General features: G+C 44.1%; 20 protein-coding genes and 3 tRNA genes. 18 read left to right on the top strand and 5 right to left on the bottom strand.

Annotated features, from left to right (window positions below):
- Positions 1-7: 7 nt before the first annotated feature.
- The 8 genes from rnpM to ribF are packed head-to-tail and all read left to right on the top strand — an operon-like array spanning position 8 to position 6135.
- Positions 8-286 (top strand): RNase P modulator RnpM, encoded by a 279-nt coding sequence (gene rnpM / locus AMICO_RS04990; RefSeq protein ID WP_013048362.1) that lies wholly within the window; start codon positions 8-10, stop codon positions 284-286.
- Entirely contained in the window at positions 283-615 is a 333-nt protein-coding gene (locus AMICO_RS04985; RefSeq protein ID WP_013048361.1) for a L7Ae/L30e/S12e/Gadd45 family ribosomal protein, read from the top strand. Before rnpM ends, AMICO_RS04985 begins: the two co-directional genes overlap by 4 nt.
- A complete protein-coding gene (infB, locus tag AMICO_RS04980; RefSeq protein ID WP_013048360.1) occupies positions 608-2572 on the top strand; it encodes a translation initiation factor IF-2 in 1965 nt (654 codons plus the stop codon). Before AMICO_RS04985 ends, infB begins: the two co-directional genes overlap by 8 nt.
- Positions 2572-2916 (top strand): DUF503 domain-containing protein, encoded by a 345-nt coding sequence (locus AMICO_RS04975; protein WP_013048359.1) that lies wholly within the window; start codon positions 2572-2574, stop codon positions 2914-2916. Before infB ends, AMICO_RS04975 begins: the two co-directional genes overlap by 1 nt.
- Positions 2888-3280, top strand: a complete 393-nt coding sequence (rbfA, locus tag AMICO_RS04970; protein ID WP_013048358.1) for a 30S ribosome-binding factor RbfA — start codon at positions 2888-2890, stop codon at positions 3278-3280. The genes AMICO_RS04975 and rbfA overlap by 29 nt, the downstream gene beginning before the upstream one ends.
- Entirely contained in the window at positions 3264-4253 is a 990-nt protein-coding gene (locus AMICO_RS04965; RefSeq protein ID WP_013048357.1) for a DHH family phosphoesterase, read from the top strand. Before rbfA ends, AMICO_RS04965 begins: the two co-directional genes overlap by 17 nt.
- Entirely contained in the window at positions 4250-5164 is a 915-nt protein-coding gene (gene truB / locus AMICO_RS04960; RefSeq protein WP_013048356.1) for a tRNA pseudouridine(55) synthase TruB, read from the top strand. Before AMICO_RS04965 ends, truB begins: the two co-directional genes overlap by 4 nt.
- A 20-nt stretch (positions 5165-5184) precedes the next feature.
- On the top strand, positions 5185-6135 hold the full coding sequence (ribF, locus tag AMICO_RS04955) for a riboflavin biosynthesis protein RibF (protein WP_013048355.1): 951 nt from the start codon (positions 5185-5187) through the stop codon (positions 6133-6135).
- Here the strand turns inward: ribF and AMICO_RS04950 are convergent.
- From AMICO_RS04950 to AMICO_RS09905, 3 genes are read right to left on the bottom strand one after another with little or no spacing between them, the layout of a single operon-like run.
- Complete coding sequence (locus AMICO_RS04950) at positions 6092-7396, bottom strand: Y-family DNA polymerase (RefSeq protein WP_013048354.1); 1305 nt, start codon at positions 7394-7396, stop codon at positions 6092-6094. The genes ribF and AMICO_RS04950 overlap by 44 nt on opposite strands.
- Complete coding sequence (locus tag AMICO_RS04945; protein WP_013048353.1) at positions 7353-7652, bottom strand: hypothetical protein; 300 nt, start codon at positions 7650-7652, stop codon at positions 7353-7355. Before AMICO_RS04945 ends, AMICO_RS04950 begins: the two co-directional genes overlap by 44 nt.
- A 19-nt stretch (positions 7653-7671) precedes the next feature.
- Positions 7672-8379, bottom strand: coding sequence for a LexA family protein (locus AMICO_RS09905; RefSeq protein ID WP_013048352.1), 708 nt, complete (start codon positions 8377-8379; stop codon positions 7672-7674).
- Positions 8380-8501: 122 nt separating this feature from the next.
- Here AMICO_RS09905 and AMICO_RS04935 point away from each other — a divergent pair.
- The 5 genes from AMICO_RS04935 to AMICO_RS04915 all read left to right on the top strand — a co-directional run bounded on the left by AMICO_RS04935 (position 8502) and on the right by AMICO_RS04915 (position 15099).
- Positions 8502-8577 (top strand) — tRNA-Arg (locus AMICO_RS04935).
- A 61-nt stretch (positions 8578-8638) separates the two neighbouring features.
- Positions 8639-9169, top strand: a complete 531-nt coding sequence (locus AMICO_RS04930) for a DUF1850 domain-containing protein (RefSeq protein ID WP_148211336.1) — start codon at positions 8639-8641, stop codon at positions 9167-9169.
- A gap of 57 nt (positions 9170-9226) precedes the next feature.
- The gene (locus AMICO_RS04925) at positions 9227-11179 is read left to right on the top strand and encodes a TRAP transporter permease (protein WP_041459570.1); all 1953 of its coding nucleotides are present in this window, start codon (positions 9227-9229) and stop codon (positions 11177-11179) included.
- Positions 11180-11282: 103 nt separating this feature from the next.
- Complete coding sequence (gene ileS, locus AMICO_RS04920) at positions 11283-14063, top strand: isoleucine--tRNA ligase (protein ID WP_013048349.1); 2781 nt, start codon at positions 11283-11285, stop codon at positions 14061-14063.
- Positions 14064-14118: 55 nt separating this feature from the next.
- Positions 14119-15099, top strand: a complete 981-nt coding sequence (locus tag AMICO_RS04915; protein ID WP_013048348.1) for an RluA family pseudouridine synthase — start codon at positions 14119-14121, stop codon at positions 15097-15099.
- Here AMICO_RS04915 and AMICO_RS04910 read toward each other — a convergent pair.
- Positions 15029-16738, bottom strand: coding sequence for an Rqc2 family fibronectin-binding protein (locus AMICO_RS04910; protein ID WP_013048347.1), 1710 nt, complete (start codon positions 16736-16738; stop codon positions 15029-15031). The genes AMICO_RS04915 and AMICO_RS04910 overlap by 71 nt on opposite strands.
- Positions 16739-16859: 121 nt before the next feature.
- On the opposite strand from AMICO_RS04910, the gene AMICO_RS04905 reads away from it, so the two are divergent.
- The 5 genes from AMICO_RS04905 (at position 16860) to AMICO_RS04885 (ending at position 19929) form a co-directional block, all read left to right on the top strand.
- Positions 16860-16934, top strand: a tRNA-Ala gene (locus AMICO_RS04905).
- Between the two features lie 10 nt (positions 16935-16944).
- Positions 16945-17022: transfer RNA gene (locus AMICO_RS04900), tRNA-Pro, on the top strand.
- A 112-nt stretch (positions 17023-17134) separates the two neighbouring features.
- Positions 17135-17479: a DUF3870 domain-containing protein gene (locus AMICO_RS04895; RefSeq protein ID WP_013048346.1), complete on the top strand. Its 345-nt coding sequence runs from the start codon at positions 17135-17137 to the stop codon at positions 17477-17479.
- 163 nt (positions 17480-17642) lie between these two features.
- Positions 17643-18839: a DUF819 family protein gene (locus AMICO_RS04890; RefSeq protein ID WP_013048345.1), complete on the top strand. Its 1197-nt coding sequence runs from the start codon at positions 17643-17645 to the stop codon at positions 18837-18839.
- 43 nt (positions 18840-18882) lie between these two features.
- Positions 18883-19929, top strand: a complete 1047-nt coding sequence (locus AMICO_RS04885; RefSeq protein WP_244392366.1) for a dipeptide epimerase — start codon at positions 18883-18885, stop codon at positions 19927-19929.
- Between the two features lie 683 nt (positions 19930-20612).
- On the opposite strand, the gene AMICO_RS04880 is transcribed toward AMICO_RS04885, so the two are convergent.
- Entirely contained in the window at positions 20613-21656 is a 1044-nt protein-coding gene (locus AMICO_RS04880; RefSeq protein WP_013048342.1) for a hypothetical protein, read from the bottom strand.
- Positions 21657-21710 lie beyond the last annotated feature (54 nt).

The following is a 21710-nucleotide window of genomic DNA, read 5'->3' as shown; positions in this document are numbered from 1 at the left end:
GTCCTCTATGGCAGATGAAAAGCGCAGAAGGCCAAGAACTTGCATAGGCTGTCTCTCTGAAAGCCCGAAGAAAACCCTAATTCGAATTGTTCGGTCTCCTGATGGTATAGTAACTATCGACAGAACAGGCAAGAAACCGGGGCGGGGAGCGTATCTTTGCCTGGATATGGAATGCATAGAGAAGGCCCGAAAAAAGAATTCTTTGGCCAGAGCGTTGCGTTGTACGGTGGATAATTCTATTTATGATGAGTTAATTGCCATAGTAGAAGGAGAGCAAGGTCGTTGATAGAACAAGAGCTTTTTTCTGTTCTCGGGTTGGCTCGCAGAGCTGGCCTGCTCATAATAGGGGTAGATGAAATAAATAAAAAATTAAAAAAAAATAAAGAGGGGCTCCTCGTCCTTTTGGCTTCTGATGCTTCTTCTAGTGTTAAGCGAAGCGTAACAGCCAAAATGGCGGAAGGGCAAAGTATTTTAATCAACATACCCCTCACTTGCGGAGAGGTATCAAGGGCCATAGGAACCACGAGTACGCAAATTGTGGCATTGTCACGAAGAAGTGGACTTGGGGAGAAAATACAAGCCCTGCTAGCGGAAGGGGGAAATATGCTTGAGTAAAATAAGAGTTTATGAATTAGCCAAGATGTTAGAAATAAGCAACAAAGATTTACTGACAATGCTAGAGGATCTTGGCATTGACGCTAAAACTCACATGAGCTCTATCGATAACGACGCAGCACAACTTGTTGAAGAGACTATACGCAAAAAAGAAGCTAAACAACCACCTAAAACACAGAAAGAGGAAACAAAGGTGAAGGAAAAACAAACCATACGTGTTCGAGAAGCAGCAACTGTTAAAGAGGTTGCTCAAGTAATTGATGTTCCAGTAGCAGAAGCGGTGAAAGCCCTTTTAGATTTAGGAATCATGGCGCCAGCGGGAGCTCAAGTGGATGAAACTATTCTTATAGCCTTGGGTGAAGCGTATGGTATTGATTTTGAATATGAAGAACCGGAAGAAGAGAAAGTCGCAACTGGCAGGCCCGTTTTTCATGGGAAGCACATGGAACCCAGACCACCAATTGTTACGGTAATGGGACATGTTGACCACGGGAAGACCACGCTGCTTGACTATATCAGGCAGACAAATATTACTGCTCGTGAAGCCGGGGGCATTACTCAGCACATTGGAGCTTCCACTGTGACATATGAGGGAAAGAACATCGTTTTTCTTGACACTCCAGGGCACGAAGCTTTCACAGCCATGCGGGCACGAGGCGCCCAGGCTACGGATATAGCCATACTTGTTGTAGCTGCCGATGATGGCCTTATGCCCCAGACAAAAGAAGCGATCAACCATGCCCGTGCGGCAGGCGTGCCCATAGTAGTGGCCGTTAATAAAATAGATAAACCCGCAGCACGTCCTGACAGGGTGAGACAACAGCTTTCCGATGTTGGTCTTGTTCCAGAAGAGTGGGGCGGAGACTCAATCATGGTTGATGTTTCTGCTAAGACTGGCGAAGGCATTCCACATCTTTTAGAGATGGTGCTTCTTGTTGCAGAAATGGAAGAGCTTCGGGCTGATCCCACAGTTACACCGGAAGGAATAGTAATTGAAGCGAATCTTGATAAAGGCAAGGGGCCTGTCGCTACAGTGATAGTTCAGCAGGGGACTCTTCGCAAAGGAGATATTATTCTTCTCGACACAACGTGGGGAAAGATAAGAGCTATGCTCGACTCTCGCGGACGGCAGTTTCTAAAAGCCGGGCCAAGCACTCCTGTGGAGATTTTGGGGCTCACTTCTGTCCCACAGCCAGGCGAACACTTCGTACGGGTGGACAATGAAAAAAGCGCAAGGGATGAGATATCAAAAAGAGAACAGGAAAAACGCGAAAGTGAAAACGTGACTGCGAAACGTCTCACCCTTGAAGAGCTTTACTCTCAGTTGAAAGAGGGAGAAATCCCTCAGCTTAATCTTCTGGTTAAAACTGACGTACAGGGAACAAACGAGGCTCTGTGTGCTGCTTTGGAGAAGATGGGAACTAATGAGGTGGGTATTAATATTATTCACCGCGGTGTCGGCCGCATAGCTGAGTCGGATATAATGCTCGCGACTGCCTCTAATGCTGTGGTTATCGGTTTTAACGTCAGACCTGACAAAAATGCTGAGAGGATTGCTGAAGTAGAGGGTGTTCAAATCCGACTGTACAATGTCATCTATGACGTTGTTGATGATGTAAAGGCAGCTCTGGAAGGAATGCTTACCCCCACAATTAAAGAAGAAGAATTGGGGCAGGCAGAGATCAGACAGGTTTTTAAGGTGCCTAAGGCTGGTAAAATTGCTGGCTGCTATGTTACTGAAGGCATGATTAAGCGTAATTGCAGGGTGAGGATTATCCGGGATGGGGTTGTAATATGGACTGGAAGTCTGGCTAACTTGCGACGCTTTAAAGACGAAGCAAAAGAAGTGAAAGCAGGTTATGAATGCGGCATGAGCTTTACCAACTACCAGGACTTTAGAGAAGGCGATGTTGTTGAAGCCTATGAACTCGTGGAGGAAAAACGATATCTCGAATAATGAAAAATAACGAGAGCATATTGCCCTATGTAGGTTTTTTTCAGGTACAAATAGATATTCCAGCATGTCGAAGTGTAAAAGAACGACGGCAGGTTGTAAGGTCCCTTATCGACAAGATTCGTCGCCGGTGGAATGTTTCAGCTATTGATTTGGGGCCGGAAAATAGATGGGATCAGGCCTATCTTGCCTTTTCTCTCGTCGGGACTTCTTATGGGATGTGTAAGGATCGTATAGAAGCCCTGAAAAATTTCCTGGAACGAGAAGAGGAAATGGCGACGTTTAATATTATTCATTTCTGGCAAGAGGTAGATGCTTATGGCGACTTATCGGATGCAGAGGATTAACAAACAGCTTCAGCGAGAAATTTGTTTGCTTTTGGAGTATAAGATAAAAAATGATGTGGCAAAGGATGCTATTATTACAGAAGTATCTTGTTCAAAAGACCTTGAAGTTGCTACAGTCTTTTTTGTCACTCTCGATCAGAAGCAGCGTAAGGCTGTGCTTAAGGCCTTAGAGAGCGTAGCTGGTCCAATCCGCTCTTTGCTTGGGAAACGGCTACGTCTTCGACAGATACCGGAGATACGTTTTGAAATAGATTCTTCAGTGGACTATGGACGGCGTATTGATGCGCTTTTAGACAGTATCAAAGAAAGCAGCAACAATGAATTATCGGCCGAGGATGATCAAATAGATGAATTTGGAGAGTAGTATTACCCTTCAGGAAATATTTTCTCTTTTAAGTTCATTTCGCACGTGGATTATTCTTACTCATCAAAAACCAGACGGCGACGCTGTGGGGGCGGCATCATCACTTGCTGTATACGGAATGGAGCACGGTAAAAATATTCGTTGGGGAGGGGTAGACCCTCTCCCTACAACGTATTCCTTTTTGCCTTTGGCAGATCAGTACGAAATCTTCCCCCATATAAACGAACTATTGCCCTTCCCTGAAAAAACTGCGGTCATCTCCCTCGACACGAGCAACCTGGAACGTTCGGTGCCAGGTCTTGAAATTGTGCAGGGGAAGCATCCAATCTTTAATATTGATCACCACGGTGACAATACACGGTATGGCGATTATAACTATATTGATGAGAGCGCTTCTTCGTTAGGAGAGATCCTTTGGCATATGTTCCATCTTGCCAATGCTCAATATGACTACAATACTGCCATGGGACTTTACACAGCTATCATCACAGATAGTGGGAAGTTTTCGTTTTCTTCTACATCCCCCCGAACCCACCAGGCAGCAGCCGAACTGCTTCAGAAGGGGGTTTCTCCCTCAGATCTTAATCATAAGATTTTCTATAGCCAGCCTGTAGAAAGCGTGCATTTGTGGGGAAAGGCTTTTGCAAGAGTTCAGCTCATAGTCGATGATAGGGCCTCTCTCTCGTGGCTCTCTCTTCAGGATTTCTCTCAACTTGGGTCTTCGCCTGCTGATACGGAGGGTCTGGTTAATGAACTGCTGCGAGTTAAAGGAGCAGAGTTTGCTGTTCTCCTTGTAGAGGAACAAGATCAGGTAAGAGTAAGCCTTCGTTCCCGGGGGGATATCTCAGCCCGTGAAATTGCTCAACAATTTGGTGGGGGCGGGCATATTCAGGCTGCAGGGTGTCATATAGAAGCTGCTCTCACCGAAGCCATTGCTATTATCACTGAGTCTGTGAAAGAGGCAATGCAATGATAGAAGGTCTTCTCCTTCTTAATAAGCCAAGAGGGTTACGAAGTGCTCAGTGCGTTTCTGCTTTTCGGCATAAACTTCCACAAAAAATAAAAGTGGGTCATGGCGGAACTCTTGATTCCACGGCTGATGGCCTTCTTGTTCTTCTTGCAGGAGCGGCTACACGACTTTCAAACTACGTTATGATGTTGCCTAAAGAATATATGGTGACGATACAATTAGGAACGACGACAGATACCCTTGACTATGACGGTACCGTAACGGCTACCTATCCCTTTCGTCATATTCAGGATAAAGACATAGACAGGATATTACCGGCTTTTCTGGGCATGCGAATGCAGAAACCACCAGTTATATCGGCTATTAAGCTTAATGGGAAGCGGGCATCTGACCTTAAACGAAAGGGGATTGAACCCCAAATATCTCCGCGTCCAGTAACAATAACCAGTATTCTGCGTACTTCCACTATCTCAGAAGAGGGGCAAGTTTCGTTTTTTATTAAATGCCACAAAGGGACCTATATACGAAGCATAGTCAGAGATCTTGGTTATATGCTAGGATGTGGAGCTATTGTGGGGGAACTAACTAGATTAAAAACTGGGCTGCTGTCTTTAGACCAGGCCATTTCTTTTGAAGAGTTAGAAACTGCAGCAGAACAAGATATAGACAAACACATAATGTCTATAGGAGAATTTATAAGACATTTCACGGTCTTTTCCGGAGACGATCAAACGGAGAATGACCTAAAAAACGGGATGTTTATTTCAATTAGAAAACTGCATTGCGAATCTCGTGGTCAGGTACCCACAGAAGTAGTTGTCTGTTTTACCGGCAGGGATCTGATCTCTTTAGGCGTGTTTGTAAAAAAAGAAAACAATATTTTCTTTAAGCCGCAAACTAATCTTTTTCTCTAGAACAATAAGAGGGGTAGGCAATGATTCAGGTTATAGGCGCTTTTGACGGTTTTCATAAGGGGCATCAATTGCTTCTGAAAGAAGCTGAACGTCTCTCTGTGGAACAAAACGACACTTGGGGAGTAGTAACTTTTACCCCTCATCCCCAGTATGTGTTTAATCCAGATCGTCTTTTTTTGCTTTTTACAGAGGCTGAAAAGCGACAGATAGCTTCAGCCCTTCATATTCAAAATATTCTATGGATGCCCTTTGATCAGTATATTGCGGCTCTGAACCCTCTGGACTTTCTGCGCAGGCTCGAAAGCCAAACATCAGTAACCGGAATTGTTGTTGGAGAGAATTTCCGTTTTGGAGCTGGCCGAAAGGGTGACATAGCTTTTTTACGGCAATATTGCAAGAAGAAAAACATTCTTTTCTCTCCTGTCCCAACTCTTGAAATAGATGGTTTGGCAGTAAGCAGCACTGTAATACGGAGTGAAGTTCTTTCTGGGCGGATGCAAATGGCCAAGTATTTGTTAGGCTACCCTTTCTTCTTATATGAAACCGTAGTGCATGGTCACCATCGAGGAAGAGAGCTAGGGTTCCCTACTGCTAACCTTACTGTTCCTGACCATAAAATCATCCCGCCAAGCGGCACCTATGCCGCGACCGTTATAATAGACGGTTCCTTTCATCCTGGAGCCCTCAACATCGGATCGAATCCCACATTTACAGATGTAAAAGGGTTAAGGATAGAAGTACATATCCCGGGTTTTTCAGATGATCTTTACAACAAAAAAATAATGGTATTCATCGAAGAATATCTGAGGAGCGAAAAACGTTTTTCGAACCGCCAAGCATTGGCAAAGCAGCTTTCTCGGGATTCAGAAATTGCGGTGACGCTCTTCGAAGAAAACACAGAAAGGGAAAACCCTTTTTACAGACGTTTTAGTCAGCAGTTTCTACATAAGGAACATCTTCCCATCGAGTAGTATAAGCAGGAGATTTCAAGTTTGAGCGAGGGGCCCATTCCTTTCCCTCATTGAAATGAAGAATCGCAGGTGAAATAATTTTTTCCCCCACATTCTCGTTTATGGCGTCCACTACATCCATCAAGGTCTGCTTTTTATCTGCGTCATCGCCTTCGTCCTTGGCAAAAAGATACCTTTGCATATAGCTGCGGGACGATAGATCTTCTAAAGTAACGCCGGCCTTCGTGTAGTAATATCCAGGTTTGTAAATCCTGTCCAGCCCCAACAGGGCCAACTTTATGAGCTGGGGTGTATAGTTTGTAGGGTAGGGAGCTGGAATGCTGACACTGTTGGAATAGTAAGGGGTCAGAAAAGGATTTGTCGTAATATATACGCTTATAGCTCCGGCCAGGGCCTTTTCCTGACGAAGACGAATTCCTGCTGATGAAACAAAATGAGTAATAGCTGCTGCGATCCCATCAACATCTTTAATCTCTCTCCCAAAAGAGCGGGAAACCTGAAGGGTTTTCTGCAAGGTTTCAGCTTCCTTTATTTTGATACAGGGAATCCCCCTGAGCTCCCATGCCGTTTTCACCCCTGGCATGCCTATTATCTTCATAATTCTTTCATCTCGAACATCACGCAGCTCCCTTGCCGTACGTATCCTATGTTTTCCCAGGCGCATAGCCAGTTGTTTCCCTATGCCCCAGATATTACCTACAGGTACTCTCTCGAGGAAGTTTGTCATTTCTTCAGAAGCTAAAGACAGAAGGCTGTAACAACCCCCTGTTTCTTCGTGTTTCTTTCCATATTCAGCGGCAAGTTTTGTCAAAGTCTTAGAGGAGGCAGCACCAATGGAAACCGGAATTCCAACCCACTGATAGACTTGCTTGTGAATCTGGGCCATTTTTTCTTCTATATGAGCATAACTTGACAAATCAAAGGTCAAAAAGGCTTCGTCTATAGAATATACTTCTACGGTTGGAGCATTATCTTTCATAACAGCTATAACTCGGGAAGAAATATCCTGGTAGAGTTCAAAATTACTGGAAAAAACGGCAATCCCATAATGGCGGCATGCTTTTTCTACTTGGAAGAATGGCACTCCCATGGGAATCCCTAATGCTTTAGCCTCATTTGATCGTGACACAACACAACCATCATTGCTTGATAGAACTATTACCGGCTTCTTTTGCAGATCAGGCCTGTAAATTCTCTCGCATGAAACAAAAAAATTATTACAATCGCACAGAACTATTGGCTTTACTGCCACATGCTTCATGACAAATCCACGTCACAACACCCCATACTTGTTCATTATCAACTCGTTCGCTAAAGGTGATTCGCTGAAATCCCTGACTTTCATTGTAAATAATGACGCTGTCTCCGTTGGAAGGAGATACAGATCGATCGACGATGCAAATAGCCCCGTTTTCTTTGAATAAAAATGCTGCGGGAGGGGTAGGAATAAGAATTCCCAGCAGTTCATCGTGGATTGACCGTATTTTCCCATCCGATCTGGTAAATTGTATTCCCATACGTATACTCCCCAATCCTTTAAATTCCCCTTTTGGGGATAACACTTACAACCATAACCTTTCCGCATATCCTAAAAAAATCGATATTCCCAGCCTCCGCTTCTTGTTCTATTTCTTCTTTCGTAATAATGATTGGGGGGTATTTGGCAGGATTTGAAGAGCGCAACTCCACACGGTCGTTATATTCGTAATACCACTTTACAGCTAAATCTCCCCGCCGCCCCCACTTCACTAATACAGCGTCGCCATTGTAAATGGGTTCTTCCGGATTCACGGAAATTCGGGCTCCATCGGGAATTCCCGCTTCCTGCATGCTGTCACCTTCAACTTTTATAGCATAAGGGCATTTTCCCCCTATCCGCCCTATATCGTCTTTGCCCACTATCAAAGTAGCACAAAAATCGGGTTCTATGCCTTCCATATCACCAAAGCCCCATCCAGCACAGGCAACAAAAGAGGAGTCAAGCAAAGGAACCGCTATAACGGCTTCCTTATCAATGTCCCGAGCATAATATTTGCCGCTTCCATTTTTTTTCTCCCCCATAAGGTAGGCTACACTTGTTTCCAAGACATCAGCAAGGATGGAGAGGTGGAAAACATCTGGGAATCGCCGTTCTTTTTCCCAGCGGAGAATTGTATGAAAAGATACCCCTAGCTTTTCAGCTAGTTCTAATTGTGTTAATCCTCGTTTTACTCTTAATTCGGATAGTCTTTTCCCAGAAAACATGCCATCGCCTCCTTTTTCCTCTCTATATACTATCCAATTAGCTATAAAAGACAAGGGGGAATTTAAAATAAAGCATATTGCACGAAAAAGTACCTCATGATAACATTATCGCCGTCCCGAGCGGGCCTGTAGCTCAGGGGATAGAGCAACGGCCTCCTAAGCCGTAGGTCGGCCGTTCGAATCGGCCCAGGTCCGCCATATTATTGTCCTTTCAGTTGCCAATTAACGTTGAAAACAGGTATAATCCTCTTTGTGGGTTATGAGTCTGAAAAGACTGAAAATCAGGGAGGGGGTAAGAACGTCGAAACGTTGGACCTCGAACATCCTTATATCACTCATTCTTTTTTCTGCCTTTTATCTTCTTTTTATACCAGTGCATTTTCTTTCTTTTCGAACCCAGGATTGGGAACTCTGTTCAGCGCTAGCCCCCTCTGGAGTCGAAATAAAAACTGGTTACATTCATTCTGTGGAAAAAACTCCAGTGGAAGATGTTTATGTGTTGTCAGGCCCTCGTCTTTGGCTTTGGGAGGAGCGTTTTCGTTCTCATAATGCTGGCCTCCCTACAGAACCACCTCCACGAGGGCGATTTTTGTTGCAGAAAGATTGGATGGTTATTCGGGGAAGTCCTTACACATGGGAAGTTTTACGTATTCGTATAGGCGACGATGAATTAGGCAAAAACTGGGTTTATTCCTCAACAACTGGAAAGCTTGATTTATATCAACTTATACCCAATAACGTTTTTTACATTGAAGTGACACAAGTCCCACTGCTTTTCAGAAAAAGATAATTATTTGATAAATTACATACTGACTGGAGGTGGAGATTTTTGGGCGACGTGAACAATATGCCAAATGAAAAAACAGGAGCAGCTCAAAATTCAGAAATCAATCTAGACGAACTTAGACGTCAGTTTGACACTGAAGCCAGGTATCGTGATCTTTTAGGATGGCAGGGGATACTTATTACTGCCATTGCTGTAGCCATGTCACTTTTTCATTTTTATACGTCTGGTTTCGGTTTGCTATTGGCTATGAAACAGGGGTCTTTGCACCTGGCCTTTGTTCTAGTTCTTGTTTTTTTATTGTATCCTGCCCGAGAAACAAGCAGAAGAGACGGCATTCCATTGTACGATTTTATACTGGCGGCCCTTGCTGCATTTGCGACTCTTTATATTTTCTTTGAGTTTGAAGACCTTGTGAATAGGGCTGGTTTGCCAACGACCATGGATATCATTGTTGGTTTTATGGGTATTATTCTCTTGTTGGAAGCAACGCGCAGAGTGTCAAGTCCAGTGTTGCCCTGTATCGCTATTTTCTTCCTTTTTTATTGTTATTTTGGGCGCCATTTCCCACAAATGTTTCAGCATCGAGGGTTTAATATCCAAAGGATTATTAACCACATGTATCTAGGAACAGAGGGTGTATTTGGCATTCCCTTGGGAGTATCCGCTACTTTTGTGTTTATGTTCATTTTGTTTGGATCTGTATTGGAACAAACAGGTATGGGGCGGTTCATTATCGATCTGGCCATGGCAATGGCAGGTGGGGCTACTGGTGGGCCTGCCAAGGTCGCTGTTCTAAGCTCAGGTTTTATGGGCTCAATTTCAGGATCCTCTGTGGCAAATGTCTGTACTACGGGAATGTTCACTATTCCTTTGATGAAAAGTGTTGGATATAAGCCCCACTTTGCCGGAGCAGTAGAAGCGGTGGCTTCAACAGGAGGACAAATAATGCCTCCTGTTATGGGAGCAGCTGCCTTCATTATGGCTCAGTTTATGGGTGTTCCTTATGTTCAGGTAGCTCTTGCGGCAGTAGTTCCGGCCCTTCTTTATTATTTTGCGGTTATGGTTCAGGTACACTTTGAAGCGACACGCCTCGGACTCCTGGGGCTTCCAAAGGAAAAACTCCCAAGCCTTTTGAAACTTTTGAAGGCTAAAGGGCATCTTTTACTGCCCCTTTTTGGTATAGTGTATTTTTTACTAGCAGGATTTACTCCACTGAAGGCTGCTTATAATGGGATAATAATCAGCATAGCCGTATCTTTTCTGAATAAGGAAACGAGGCTTACGCCGAAAAAACTAAAACTAGCACTCGAAAATGGCGCAAAAGGAGCTCTTGGCGTAGCCTGTGCATGTGGCACAGTCGGTATTATTGTAGGAACAGCTACGTTAACAGGTTTGGGATTGAGAATAGCGAGTGCCATTGTTGCTATAGCCGGAGGGAAGCTCTTGGCAACATTGCTTCTTACAATGGTAGCCTGTATTCTCCTTGGAGCAGGTCTTCCCACAACAGCTAACTTTATAGTCACAAGCACTATGGCGGCTCCAGCGCTCTTCAAACTGGGGGTCCCGCCCATGGCAGCATACATGTTCGTTCTTTATTTTGGCATAGCGGCTGACCTTAGTCCCCCTGTAGCTCTTGCTGCCTATGCCGGTGCTGGCATTGCGGGCGCAGAACCAATGCGTACAGGGATAACAGCTGTTAAACTGGCGCTGGCTGGGTTTATTGTTCCTTTTATCTATGTTTATAATCCAATGCTTGTGCTTGTTGACTTTAAACCATTCCCCTTTATTTTAGCGGTTGTCACTGCTGTTTTGGGTGTATTTTTACTAGGGATGGCTACTATTGGATTCTATAAAACTTCAATGGCCTGGTGGAAGAGGATTATTTCCCTGGGCGGTGCTCTAGGTCTATTGATCCCTGGCTGGCAAACAGATGTCATAGGATTGATTATCCTCATAGGTATCCATATACTTCAGGTTAGAAAAGCAAAGAAAGAAGCCGGGACGACAGAGTAACATTTTACAAGTTTTCAACTTGTGCTAAAATCAACAGGTTACGAATTTGCCGTCTCTGTTTTTTGGAGACGGCCTTTTCCTATTTGAAAGGAGGTACATAACATTGGCTACAGACTACAAGGATACACTTAAGCTTCCCCAAACGTCTTTCCCGATGAGAGCTAATCTCGCTAAGAGAGAGCCTGAATATCTTGATTTCTGGAAAGACATCGATATTTACCACAAAATGTTAAAAAAACAGGAGGGGAAAGAGTCCTTCATTCTTCATGACGGACCTCCCTATGCAAATGGGAACATACATATTGGAACAGCATTCAATAAAATCCTGAAAGATTTTATTCCCAAATACAAAATTATGAAGGGATATTATTCCCCTTATGTCCCCGGATGGGATACTCATGGCCTTCCAATAGAACTTCATGTTCTCAAGAGCCACGGCATTACAAAAGATGCCATTGACCCTGTAGAGCTTCGAGAGAAATGCACTAAATATGCCTATGAATATCTTGACATTCAGCGAAATGAATTTATCCGCTTGGGTGTAGTGGGTGACTGGGAGAACCCTTATGTAACTCTTCATTCGGAATATGAGGCCGCTCAACTAGGAGCTTTTGCCGACATGGTTGAATTGGGGCTTGTATACAAAGGACACAAGCCAGTGTACTGGTGCACTGATTGCCAGACAGCGCTCGCTGCTGCTGAAATAGAATACTGGGATGAAACATCTCCTTCTATTTTCGTTGCCTATTCAATGCCTGAAATTGGCGATTCCATTGAGGTTTTAAAGGGGCGGGATGTAAATGTAGTGGTATGGACAACAACCCCCTGGACTCTCCCTGCCAGTATGGCTGTAGCCCTTGGCCCAGGCTACGACTATGTTTTTGTAGAAAGTGGAGACAAGGTATATCTTCTGGCAGAAGCCCTTCTTGAAGCTGTTACAAAGGAAATAGGCCTGGAATTCGGTGAAATTCTGTTTCGTTGCAAAGGGAGAGAACTTGAGCACGCTAAAGCTATTCACCCATTCTATCCTGATAGGACAACCCCTTTGCTTCTTGCTGATTATGTCATGCTCGATACGGGAACTGGCTGTGTTCACACTGCACCCGGCCACGGCGTAGAAGACTATGAAACTGGTGTTCGGTATGGAATAGAGATCTATAACCCCGTGGATGGTAGCGGCTACTTCTTGCCCAAAACACCCATAGTTGGTGGTCTTTCCCTCGACGATGGGGCAAATAAAGTTCTTGCCCTTCTTGCTGAAACCGGAAGACTCCTTGGAAAGGTTAAAATCAAACACTCCTATCCCCATTGCTGGAGATGTAAACGTCCCATTATATTCAGGTCTACAGAGCAATGGTTCATAGCTGTTTCCAAGTTCAGGCAGGAAACCCTCGACATTATTGAGAAGGGTGTACGTTGGATTCCTGACTGGGGAAAGGATCGCATTTACAACATGGTACGAGACCGTTCCGACTGGTGCATCAGCAGACAGCGAGTATGGGGTGTTCCGATTCCAGCATTTTACTGTAAGGAATGTGGCGAACTCATCCTCAAACCCGAATTGATCCGGGCTGTTCAGGCTAAAGTGAAAGAAGAGGGATCAAGTGTCTGGTGGAAACTGTCCCCTGAAGAGCTTCTTGGAAACCTGGCGCAGTGCCCGACTTGCGGAAGCCGCCATCTTGTGAAAGATACCAACATTATGGACGTATGGTTCGATTCAGGCGTAAGCCATTTTTCAGTTCTAGAAACAAGACCTGAACTTAAATGGCCTGCTGACATGTACCTGGAAGGAAGCGACCAGCATCGCGGTTGGTTCCAGACATCGCTCTTGACATCAGTTGCGATACGTAAAAAGGCCCCATATAGAAATGTTCTCACTCACGGATTTATTGTTGACGGGGAAGGGAAAAAGATGTCTAAATCCCTTGGGAACGTCGTTCGTCCTCAGGAAGTGGTAGACAAATATGGTGCAGATATACTAAGACTTTGGGTGGCCTCTACAGACTACAGAAACGATATCCGAATCTCAGAAGGTATTATCAAGAGCCTCACAGAGTCTTATCGCCGCATTCGTAATACGGCTCGTTATCTTCTTGGCAACCTTGTGGATTTTGATCCAGCGAAAGACACAGTTCCTTATAATGAGCTTCTTGAAATCGATAAATGGATTTTATCGAAATTGAATCAAGTTGTAGATCGAGCGACCCATGGCTTCGACGAATATGAATTCCATGTGCCTACATTTGTAATTCACCAGTTCTGCGTTACAGAGCTGAGCTCCTTCTTCCTCGATGTAAGCAAAGACCGCCTCTATGCAGATGAAACGGATTCAATATCAAGGCGAGGCTGCCAGACAGCTATGTGGCAAGTTCTCCTTACATTGACCCGCATGTTGGCACCTATTCTCAGCTTCACTGCAGAAGAGATCTGGCAGGAAATGATAAAGATAGACGCCCGTCTTCCAGAAAGCGTATTCCTTTCAGACTGGCCTGAAATTGAAAAAAAACATATTGCACCAGAACTCGAAGATAAATGGGATCGGGTGCTAACGGTCAGAGGAGCTGTCAGCCGTGCCCTTGAGTCAGCAAGAACGTCGGACATTATTGGACATTCCCTTGAAGCAAGGGTGGAAGTTAAGATATCAAAAGACTATGACCATTCCCTTTTCACTCCAGAAGAGTGGGGCATGTTTGCTATTGTTTCTGACTTTAAATGGGTAGAAGAAACTGGAAATCTGGCCATTACATGGCAAGATGAAGAAACAGGTTTGACTGTGGCAGTGGACAAGGCGAAGGGAGAAAAATGCCCTCGTTGCTGGAAATACTCAGAGGATGTAGATGCTCGGGGACTGTGTCCTCGCTGTGCCGAAGTAATAAAAGACTAACAATGCCAAGGGGCGGAGCTCGTTTCCGCCCCTGTTTTTTAGAAAAGGGATAAAAATGGTAGACAAAGAACGTGGCGAATTTTTCGAAGAGCAGGAAGAAAACATAGAACATAAAGTTACCCTTACACCACAAGGGGATGAAGAAGGCAAGCGAATTGATGCGTTCCTTGCCGAAGAGCTTGGTCTGACTCGAAGCTACGTTCAAAAACTGATTCGTCTGGGCAACGTGGAAATTTCAGGAATTCGACGCGCTCTGAAACCTGCCCTTAAAGTTACGGCAGAAATGGCTATACATATAGTGGTTCCCCCTGCTGAAACTCTGGAAATTGAGCCAGAACCGGTAAAATTCGGGATCATTTACGAAGACCCCTATATTATTGTTGTCAATAAACCAGCAGGCCTCGTTGTTCATCCTGCTCCCGGCAACTGGCATGGGACCCTTGTCCATGGCTTATTGTATAAATACCGAGACATGAGAAAATTCGATGAAGAGGTTCGCCCAGGAATTGTCCATCGCCTCGACAGCGGCACCTCTGGCCTTCTTGTTGTTGCTCGAACCCCAAAGATCTTACAGAACCTCCAAAACCAGTTTCGAAGCCGCTCTGTGGAGAAAAAATACCTTGCTCTCAGCTGCGGAAAACTTCGAAAGGCCGCAGGCTTTATAGAAGAACCCATAGGTCGAAGCCAACGGAACAGACTCATGATGACAGTAACAGACACGGGGCGCCCTGCATTGACAGAATATCGCATTCTCTGGACACACCAAAAGTATAGCTTTATTGAATGCACCCTTCATACAGGCCGTACCCATCAGATTCGGGTGCACCTCAAACATAGGGGGTGCCCTATTGTGGGCGATGGCCTCTACGGCACAAAACAAAGTCTGCAAAGAACACCAGGCAGGATGTTTCTTCATGCATGGAAATTGGCTTTTGATCATCCCATAAATGGAAGTCGAATGAGTTTCAGAGCCTGTCTCCCTCAGGAATTATCTCTTTTTCTGAAAAATATTCTTTCCACAGGTCAGGGTCAATAATAATCGTTTCAGGGTGGGTATAGGTTACATGAGCTATACCGCTGCCGGAAATATGGCGCACATGTTTTCGTTCCGTATAATCCACCTGAACCCTTGTTGAATGGCGGCCTTTACTAAAGAACGCGGCCAGTGATGCCGCTAACGTCAGCAAATCTGTACCCTCCAAATCTTCCTTTGTTCCTTCTGGCCGTTTAATAACTACATGGGAGCCAGGCAATTCGTGAACATGAAGCCAGATATCTTCCTGAGACGCCTCTTGGAATGTTACGTAACGGTTTCCTCTGGCATTAAGTCCTACAAGAAGAATGGCATCTTCATAAAACAAGCGAAGATGAGGTGGTCGCGTCGCTTCTTTCTTTGCTTTCTTCCCCTTTTTCTTCTTAGCAGGTGCCAACCATTCTCGAATATCACGACAAAGAGTATCTATAAGAGACGGAATCTCTAGCTCCTCTATAATTTCTAACTGATCCTCAAGTTCTGATATGCGCCCCTCAAGCGCTGTTATATTCTGTTCTATCTCTTCAAGATCGCCTTTTGCCTTCTTGTATTTCTTAAAATAGAGAGAAGCATTATCTGAAGCAGATCTATTGGGATCTAGTGGAATCTCCACAGTTATTTCCCCTTCGTCATTCCATCCCGAAAGAGACACGTTATCGGCTCTGGATGAAATAGAGTAAAGGTTGGCTAGCAACAATTCCCCACATGTTCTGTACCATGTCGCCTTTAGTGATTCGTTTTTTTGCTTCTCAACTCCTTTAAGATGCCGTTCAAGTGACTTTATCTCCCGCTTTACAATTTTCATTGTTTCTTTTTTTATCCGTTCGCTTCTGTCACGAATAAAGGGATCAACCACAAACATCTTTGACGCTATAAGGGCCTTGTTTTCCCCCACAGATGCCATATCTTCCAAGGAAAGGGGAAATATTGTTATATAACTGTTGTGCTTCTGTATGAGGCCTTTTGAAGGCTTCGTTTCTTCATATATCTTTCGAATGTTTACAGCCCACTCAAATGGGGAAAGATGGTGCCAGTAGTCTTTCATATAAGATCTCAGCCCTCGGCCAATGCCTTTCACCTGCATCATATCTTCAAGAGATGCCTCTGGCGACAGTTCTAATGGAGACGGTCCCTGCAGGGGAGGCGGCGTCACATAGGGGTGAGATGGCACAATGGTTCTGTAGCGGTTTATCTCAGGATGAATATGTTTTACACAGTCAATGATCACTTTGTTTTCATCGAGAAGGATAATATTGCTATTCCTATCCATAAACTCTAAAATCAGTGTTCTCTCGACATCGAAACCGGCCCCAACCTTACGTGAAAAGTTGAGAGCGATGATCCTGTCATAATCCACCTGCTTTACGGCAGTTACTTCTCCTTTGACCACATGGCTTTTCAGTGCATCTACGAACCTGTGTTTGCCGTCCGAAAAACGTTTTACCTGATCAAGCTCATTTTCACTGAGAAGGCAGCATCCAGAACTTTGAGGATGCCAGCTTATAAATAGTGAAAGGGGAATAGAAGAAAACCGCATCGCTAGCCAATTTTCAGCTCCCTCTACCCGAAAAAGGCGTTGGCCAGAAAGGATTTCATCAAGTTCTTCTGCCCATTGATGTACAAATTCTGCTCCATATATCATGATATATTTTCCTTTCTTTTTATAATAGAATAATAGATACAAACTATCGCGAGAGCAAGTATTCCGCTAAAAGCTTGACAAGTGCTGCTGCGATCATTACAATATTCGCCGTTGATCATGTGGGGCTGTAGCGCAGGGGGAGCGCGCTTCCTTCGCACGGAAGAGGCCGGGGGTTCAAATCCCCCCAGCTCCACCAGTGCTTAAACCGGGGCGTAGCGCAGTCTGGTTAGCGCACCTGCTTTGGGAGCAGGGGGTCGAAGGTTCGAATCCTTTCGCCCCGACCATTTTAGATAAGGGGGAAGCTGCAAATATGCAGTTTCCCCCTTTTTTTGTATAAAATCTAATGCTCCGGGGCGAAGGTAGACAAATTTTATTAGAACATGATAGAATTTCATCATGTCAAATTATGTTAAATATCCGGAGAATTCCATCCTTATAGTGGGGAATTCGCAAACAACAAGTTTTAATCCGATCAATCAGCAATTTGGAGCTTTCTTCATATCTTTCATTCTGTTGAAAGACAGTGAGGAAATTATTGATTGTGGCGTTTCCATGACTCTTAAAGTAACAGAGAGGTTTGTTCAGGAGGTCTTTTTAGGGCGCCGTCTTGTTCAGGATGAAGAAGTAATTGTTTCAAATGTTCTGACACGATATTTCGGGTCTTCCCAAAAAGCTATTATAGCAGCATACCGAGATGCAATAAAAAAGTATAAAGAGGTTACCGCCTTAAAGAAAGTTTAATAGGGAAAGGCTGCTTCGTCCTTAAGTTCGTTTGAGTTTGGCTCACGGATGTCAGGGGATGAAATCCAGCGGTTACCGGCGTATATGCGTCGGCAGCTGCTGGATTTTTTTATGTAAAGGCTCTAAATATAGGCCTAATATTTCATTTTGAGGAGGGGTTGCAGTGATAACCCAGGGTTTCGCGTATTTTGCTTTCTTGTTTTGCTTCGCAGGAATCGTTTCAACCTTAGAAATGAAGTACAAGAACTCTACCTTTTTTAAGTATGTACCAACTCCTGTCATTCTCTACGTTTCTTGTATGATCTTTGCTACCTTCGGTCTATGGGAGAACAATGACAGTATCAAGGCTACCTACCGAGTAATAAGAGGAAATCTTATCCCCGCAATGATTTTTATCATGTTATTACGGTGCGACATAAGAAAGATTCTCAAATTAGGGCCTCGCATGCTTATTGGTTTCTTTTCTGCGACTTTTACCATCATGATAGGCTTCGTAGTGATGTTTTTCCTCATGAAAAATGGTTTCCCTGGAGAATCGTGGAAGACCTGGGGAGCTTTAGCTGGAAGCTGGATTGGCGGCACAGCCAATATGGTAGCTATCCAGGGTGCATTGGGTATTAGCGACTCTTCTATGGGATACACTCTTCTGGTGGATAACGTAAACTATTCTATTTGGGTGATTCTACTTCTTGCAAGCGTTCCTTACGCACGGTTTTTTAATAAATGGACAAAGACCGATACTTCTACCATCGATTCTGTAGGAATGATGCTATCTGAAATGCAAGATAACGCTCGCACAAAAATGGAAACAGGAGACTTGGTACTCTTGGTAGGTTCCGGACTTTTTGTTTCTGCTCTATCAAGTTACGGTGCTTCAGTTTTATCGCCTATGCTAATCAATATTTTTGGCAAAAGCGACTTTCTGTCTGTGAGCACGGTTACCATCATAATAGCCACATTCCTTGGCATCATATGCGCCATGACTCCTATGAACAGCATTCCTGGCTCATCTCCAGTTTCTGTTACCATGCTTTATATTATTATCTGCCTCATTGCTTCCCGGGCTTCCTTCAAAGAGCTTACAGATGCTCCTTACTATCTGGCGGCGGGATTTGTTGTCTTGGGAATCCACGCATTGCTCATGGCTATCATAGCTAAAATTATCAAACTTGATCTTTTTACATGCGCCGTGGCAAGTCTTGCTAATATAGGGGCTGTTGCCGCTGCTCCTATTATTGCCGCTGCATATAAAGAAACCTTGGTGCCAATAGGTGTTCTTATGGCTCTTATGGGGTATGTAGTAGGTACATGGGGAGGACTTTTCGTCGCCAAAGTTCTTTCAATAATCGCGGGAGTTTAAAATGAGGATTCAAGATATTTATCTGAGACAACTGTCTATCCCCTTGAAAAAAACTTTTAAAACGGCCTTGAGATCCGTCTCAGAAGTAACAACCAATGTGGTGGTAATTGAAACAGACAACGGAGTTTGCGGATATGGGGAGGCACCTCCCACGGCGGTTATAACGGGAGACACTAATGGTGCCATTCATGGTGCCATTCAGGAGCGGATACGCCCTCTTCTAATAGGCAAAGATATTGACGATCTGGGGGCAATCCTTGATGTTGTAGATCGCGCTATATTACATAACACTTCGGCCAAAGCAGCAATAGATATAGCCCTTCATGATCTGTGGGGGAAAATGCTGAATCAGCCTCTCTACGCCCTTTTAGGCGGAATAAAACGAAAAGTGGTCACAGACTATACTATTAGTGTGAATGCCCCCGATGAAATGGTGAAAGACAGTCTTGAAGCCGTAGGGGAGGGGTACACAGCCCTCAAAATCAAAGTGGGTACTGATTTCCATCAGGATATGGTCCGTCTAAAAGAAATTCGCTCAGCGGTAGGGGATAAGATATTGTTGCGGGTAGACGCAAACCAGGGGTGGACACCCAAGGAAGCCATTCGCATCATTCATTTTATGGAAGATAACGGTCTAAATATTGAACTGGTAGAGCAGCCGGTTATTGCTTATGATTTTGAAGGCCTGAAAATGGTAACCGACACAGTAAACACCCTGATTCTTGCTGATGAAGCAGTATTTTCTCCCCGAGATGCCCTTACTCTCCTTACTATGAGGGCTGCGGATCTACTCAACATAAAACTTATGAAGACGGGCGGCATTCGCAATGCTCTTGCCATTTGTGCCATGGCTCGCTCCTCTGGGGTAGAGTGCATGATCGGTGCCATGATGGAAAGTAAAATCAGCGTAACGGCAGCATGTCATCTTGCCACTGCCATGTCTGTTATCACCAGAGCTGATCTAGACCCGCCTATTTTATGTTCAGCAGATCCAGTGGAAGGTGGCGCCCAATACGATGGCCCGGCAATCACTCTTTCAAAAGGACCTGGGCTTGGCATTACTAAAATCAATGGGCTTAAACCGGTGTAGCATGTTCATTAAACAAATTAAGAGCAGCGGGGCTACCCCCGCTGCCTCAAATATTATAAGGAGACCAACGCGATCTTTTTTGTTAAAACCAGGTTTGAGATGCTCAACCCTGGTTAGCATTACCTCGGAAAGGCCGTAATATTCGACCAGCAGAGCACAACTTAGCAACTTTGCATCCTCCGATAGCTTGTAGAACGTTTTGAAGCACCAGAGCCATAAAAACCGCTTCTTTAAAAGTTCAAACATAAAAAGAGCAAAGTCCTTCAAAAAATATAACAGTAGAACTTAAATAAGTCACAAAAAATGGTTGCAGGAATGCTGGTCATATGGTAGTATTTCCCGTGCTGAACGAAAGAACTTCGTTGCAACGAGCGGGAATAGCTCAGTTGGCTAGAGCGATGGCCTTCCAAGCCGTAGGTAGATAGAATGTGTCGGGAATCCAGTTATACCAAGGGTTCCCGTTTTTTTATGCCTTTCTGGAGCGTTGGTCTTCTGACATTTTCAAGGTTCATTTTTCAAAGTTAATAATCCTATTTTCCGCCAGTGCTGTAATGTAAGGGGTTTGTACTGAATTAACCCGTAAAAGACGTACCTTACATTAAGGAGCGTGGGCGGGTAAATCTCCATGACACATGCCCCAAGTCAACGGCGTGGAACCTTCCATATGTGTTCGCAAGTTTGCCCTAGGCTTTTTCAGGAGGTCGTCCCCGTTGCCCTGGTTCTCTCCCTGCCTTGATTGCCTTTTTATCTCTTGTGTTTTTTTCGTAAACGCTTCTGTAGCAATCGTCATAGCCTGATTTTTGCTCTTTTTTCCCATCCACCCTATGAAGCCATATATCTTGATTTAGCGGGAAGCCAAATCTTATTTTATCTTCGTCACTCAATACTTTTATTTTTGTCATAACAGATTCAGAGCCATACTTGCCACATTTAAAACATCTGTGATATTTGCTTTTTGAAGAAAAGAGACTTGCTAATTGGTCGATAGCTAATGGAACCAAACCTACAGTGAGGATTGCTACCTCATTATTGCCTCTATCCCATAATTGTCGGATAGAGGGGAATTGTCGCCATAGTTCATTAATCTTTCCAATTGCTTCTTTAAATATTTCTTTATTCTTTTTGCTATAAGAGAGATATTGTTCGTGCAAAGCGATAGTTTCACTCATTCCACAAGCAAGGTTTACCCATTCCGCAAGACTGCCACATATCAGCAAAGGGGCATTGTCATGTTTCTCTATCTTAGGGTTCATTGGCTGGACGACATCGTTACAAAACTCCTGACACGTCATCATAAAGGTAATGACCCTTTCTATTGCGACGTCGTACCACGTAACTTTTTCGGGGTAGAGTGAAGTATATCCCTCACTCTTTTTTATAAAATCGCCCAATGTTTCCTTTATTGTTAGTGTGGGCGATTCTTCTATATATTTCTTAAAAAGATCAGAAAGGCTTTCCCGTTGGACTTGATCAGCTTTTGACGAAGAGGAAGAGCGAAAAGAGTTATAAGCCTGAAACATCTCATAATCTTTTCTTAGTTGGGTGGGATTTGGGGCAAGGTTCGCTATTCGCTGAAACAAGGGCGGAATTTCTTCTAAAAGTGCATTTTCAGGTATCTTGGCTTCCTCATTTATGAAGTCGTAATAACCAGAGACAAGGACCCAACCGGCCTTTATCAAACACCATTCTGAAAGCATTTTCCTATATTGCAAGACGAACCCTTCCATAGTTTTTAGTCTCCTTAAATCACTCAATAAAATACGTAATGTTATTGTCCTAAT

Source organism: Aminobacterium colombiense DSM 12261 (genome assembly GCF_000025885.1).
GTDB classification, from domain to species: domain Bacteria; phylum Synergistota; class Synergistia; order Synergistales; family Aminobacteriaceae; genus Aminobacterium; species Aminobacterium colombiense.
Note: the sequence above shows the minus strand (reverse complement) of the source record. Positions and strands in the feature narration are given on the sequence as shown.

Coding starts and splice junctions, on each gene's coding strand:
- AMICO_RS09905 (WP_013048352.1), bottom strand. CDS start 8,379: ATGTTTTCTGGGAAAAGACTATCCGAATTAAGAGTAAAACGAGGATTA.
- AMICO_RS04930 (WP_148211336.1), top strand. CDS start 8,639: ATGAGTCTGAAAAGACTGAAAATCAGGGAGGGGGTAAGAACGTCGAAA.
- rbfA (WP_013048358.1), top strand. CDS start 2,888: ATGGCGACTTATCGGATGCAGAGGATTAACAAACAGCTTCAGCGAGAA.
- AMICO_RS04965 (WP_013048357.1), top strand. CDS start 3,264: ATGAATTTGGAGAGTAGTATTACCCTTCAGGAAATATTTTCTCTTTTA.
- AMICO_RS04925 (WP_041459570.1), top strand. CDS start 9,227: ATGCCAAATGAAAAAACAGGAGCAGCTCAAAATTCAGAAATCAATCTA.
- truB (WP_013048356.1), top strand. CDS start 4,250: ATGATAGAAGGTCTTCTCCTTCTTAATAAGCCAAGAGGGTTACGAAGT.
- rnpM (WP_013048362.1), top strand. CDS start 8: ATGGCAGATGAAAAGCGCAGAAGGCCAAGAACTTGCATAGGCTGTCTC.
- AMICO_RS04950 (WP_013048354.1), bottom strand. CDS start 7,396: ATGAAGCATGTGGCAGTAAAGCCAATAGTTCTGTGCGATTGTAATAAT.
- ribF (WP_013048355.1), top strand. CDS start 5,185: ATGATTCAGGTTATAGGCGCTTTTGACGGTTTTCATAAGGGGCATCAA.
- AMICO_RS04895 (WP_013048346.1), top strand. CDS start 17,135: ATGTCAAATTATGTTAAATATCCGGAGAATTCCATCCTTATAGTGGGG.
- AMICO_RS04880 (WP_013048342.1), bottom strand. CDS start 21,656: ATGGAAGGGTTCGTCTTGCAATATAGGAAAATGCTTTCAGAATGGTGT.
- AMICO_RS04915 (WP_013048348.1), top strand. CDS start 14,119: ATGGTAGACAAAGAACGTGGCGAATTTTTCGAAGAGCAGGAAGAAAAC.
- AMICO_RS04975 (WP_013048359.1), top strand. CDS start 2,572: ATGAAAAATAACGAGAGCATATTGCCCTATGTAGGTTTTTTTCAGGTA.
- AMICO_RS04945 (WP_013048353.1), bottom strand. CDS start 7,652: ATGGGAATACAATTTACCAGATCGGATGGGAAAATACGGTCAATCCAC.
- AMICO_RS04910 (WP_013048347.1), bottom strand. CDS start 16,738: ATGATATATGGAGCAGAATTTGTACATCAATGGGCAGAAGAACTTGAT.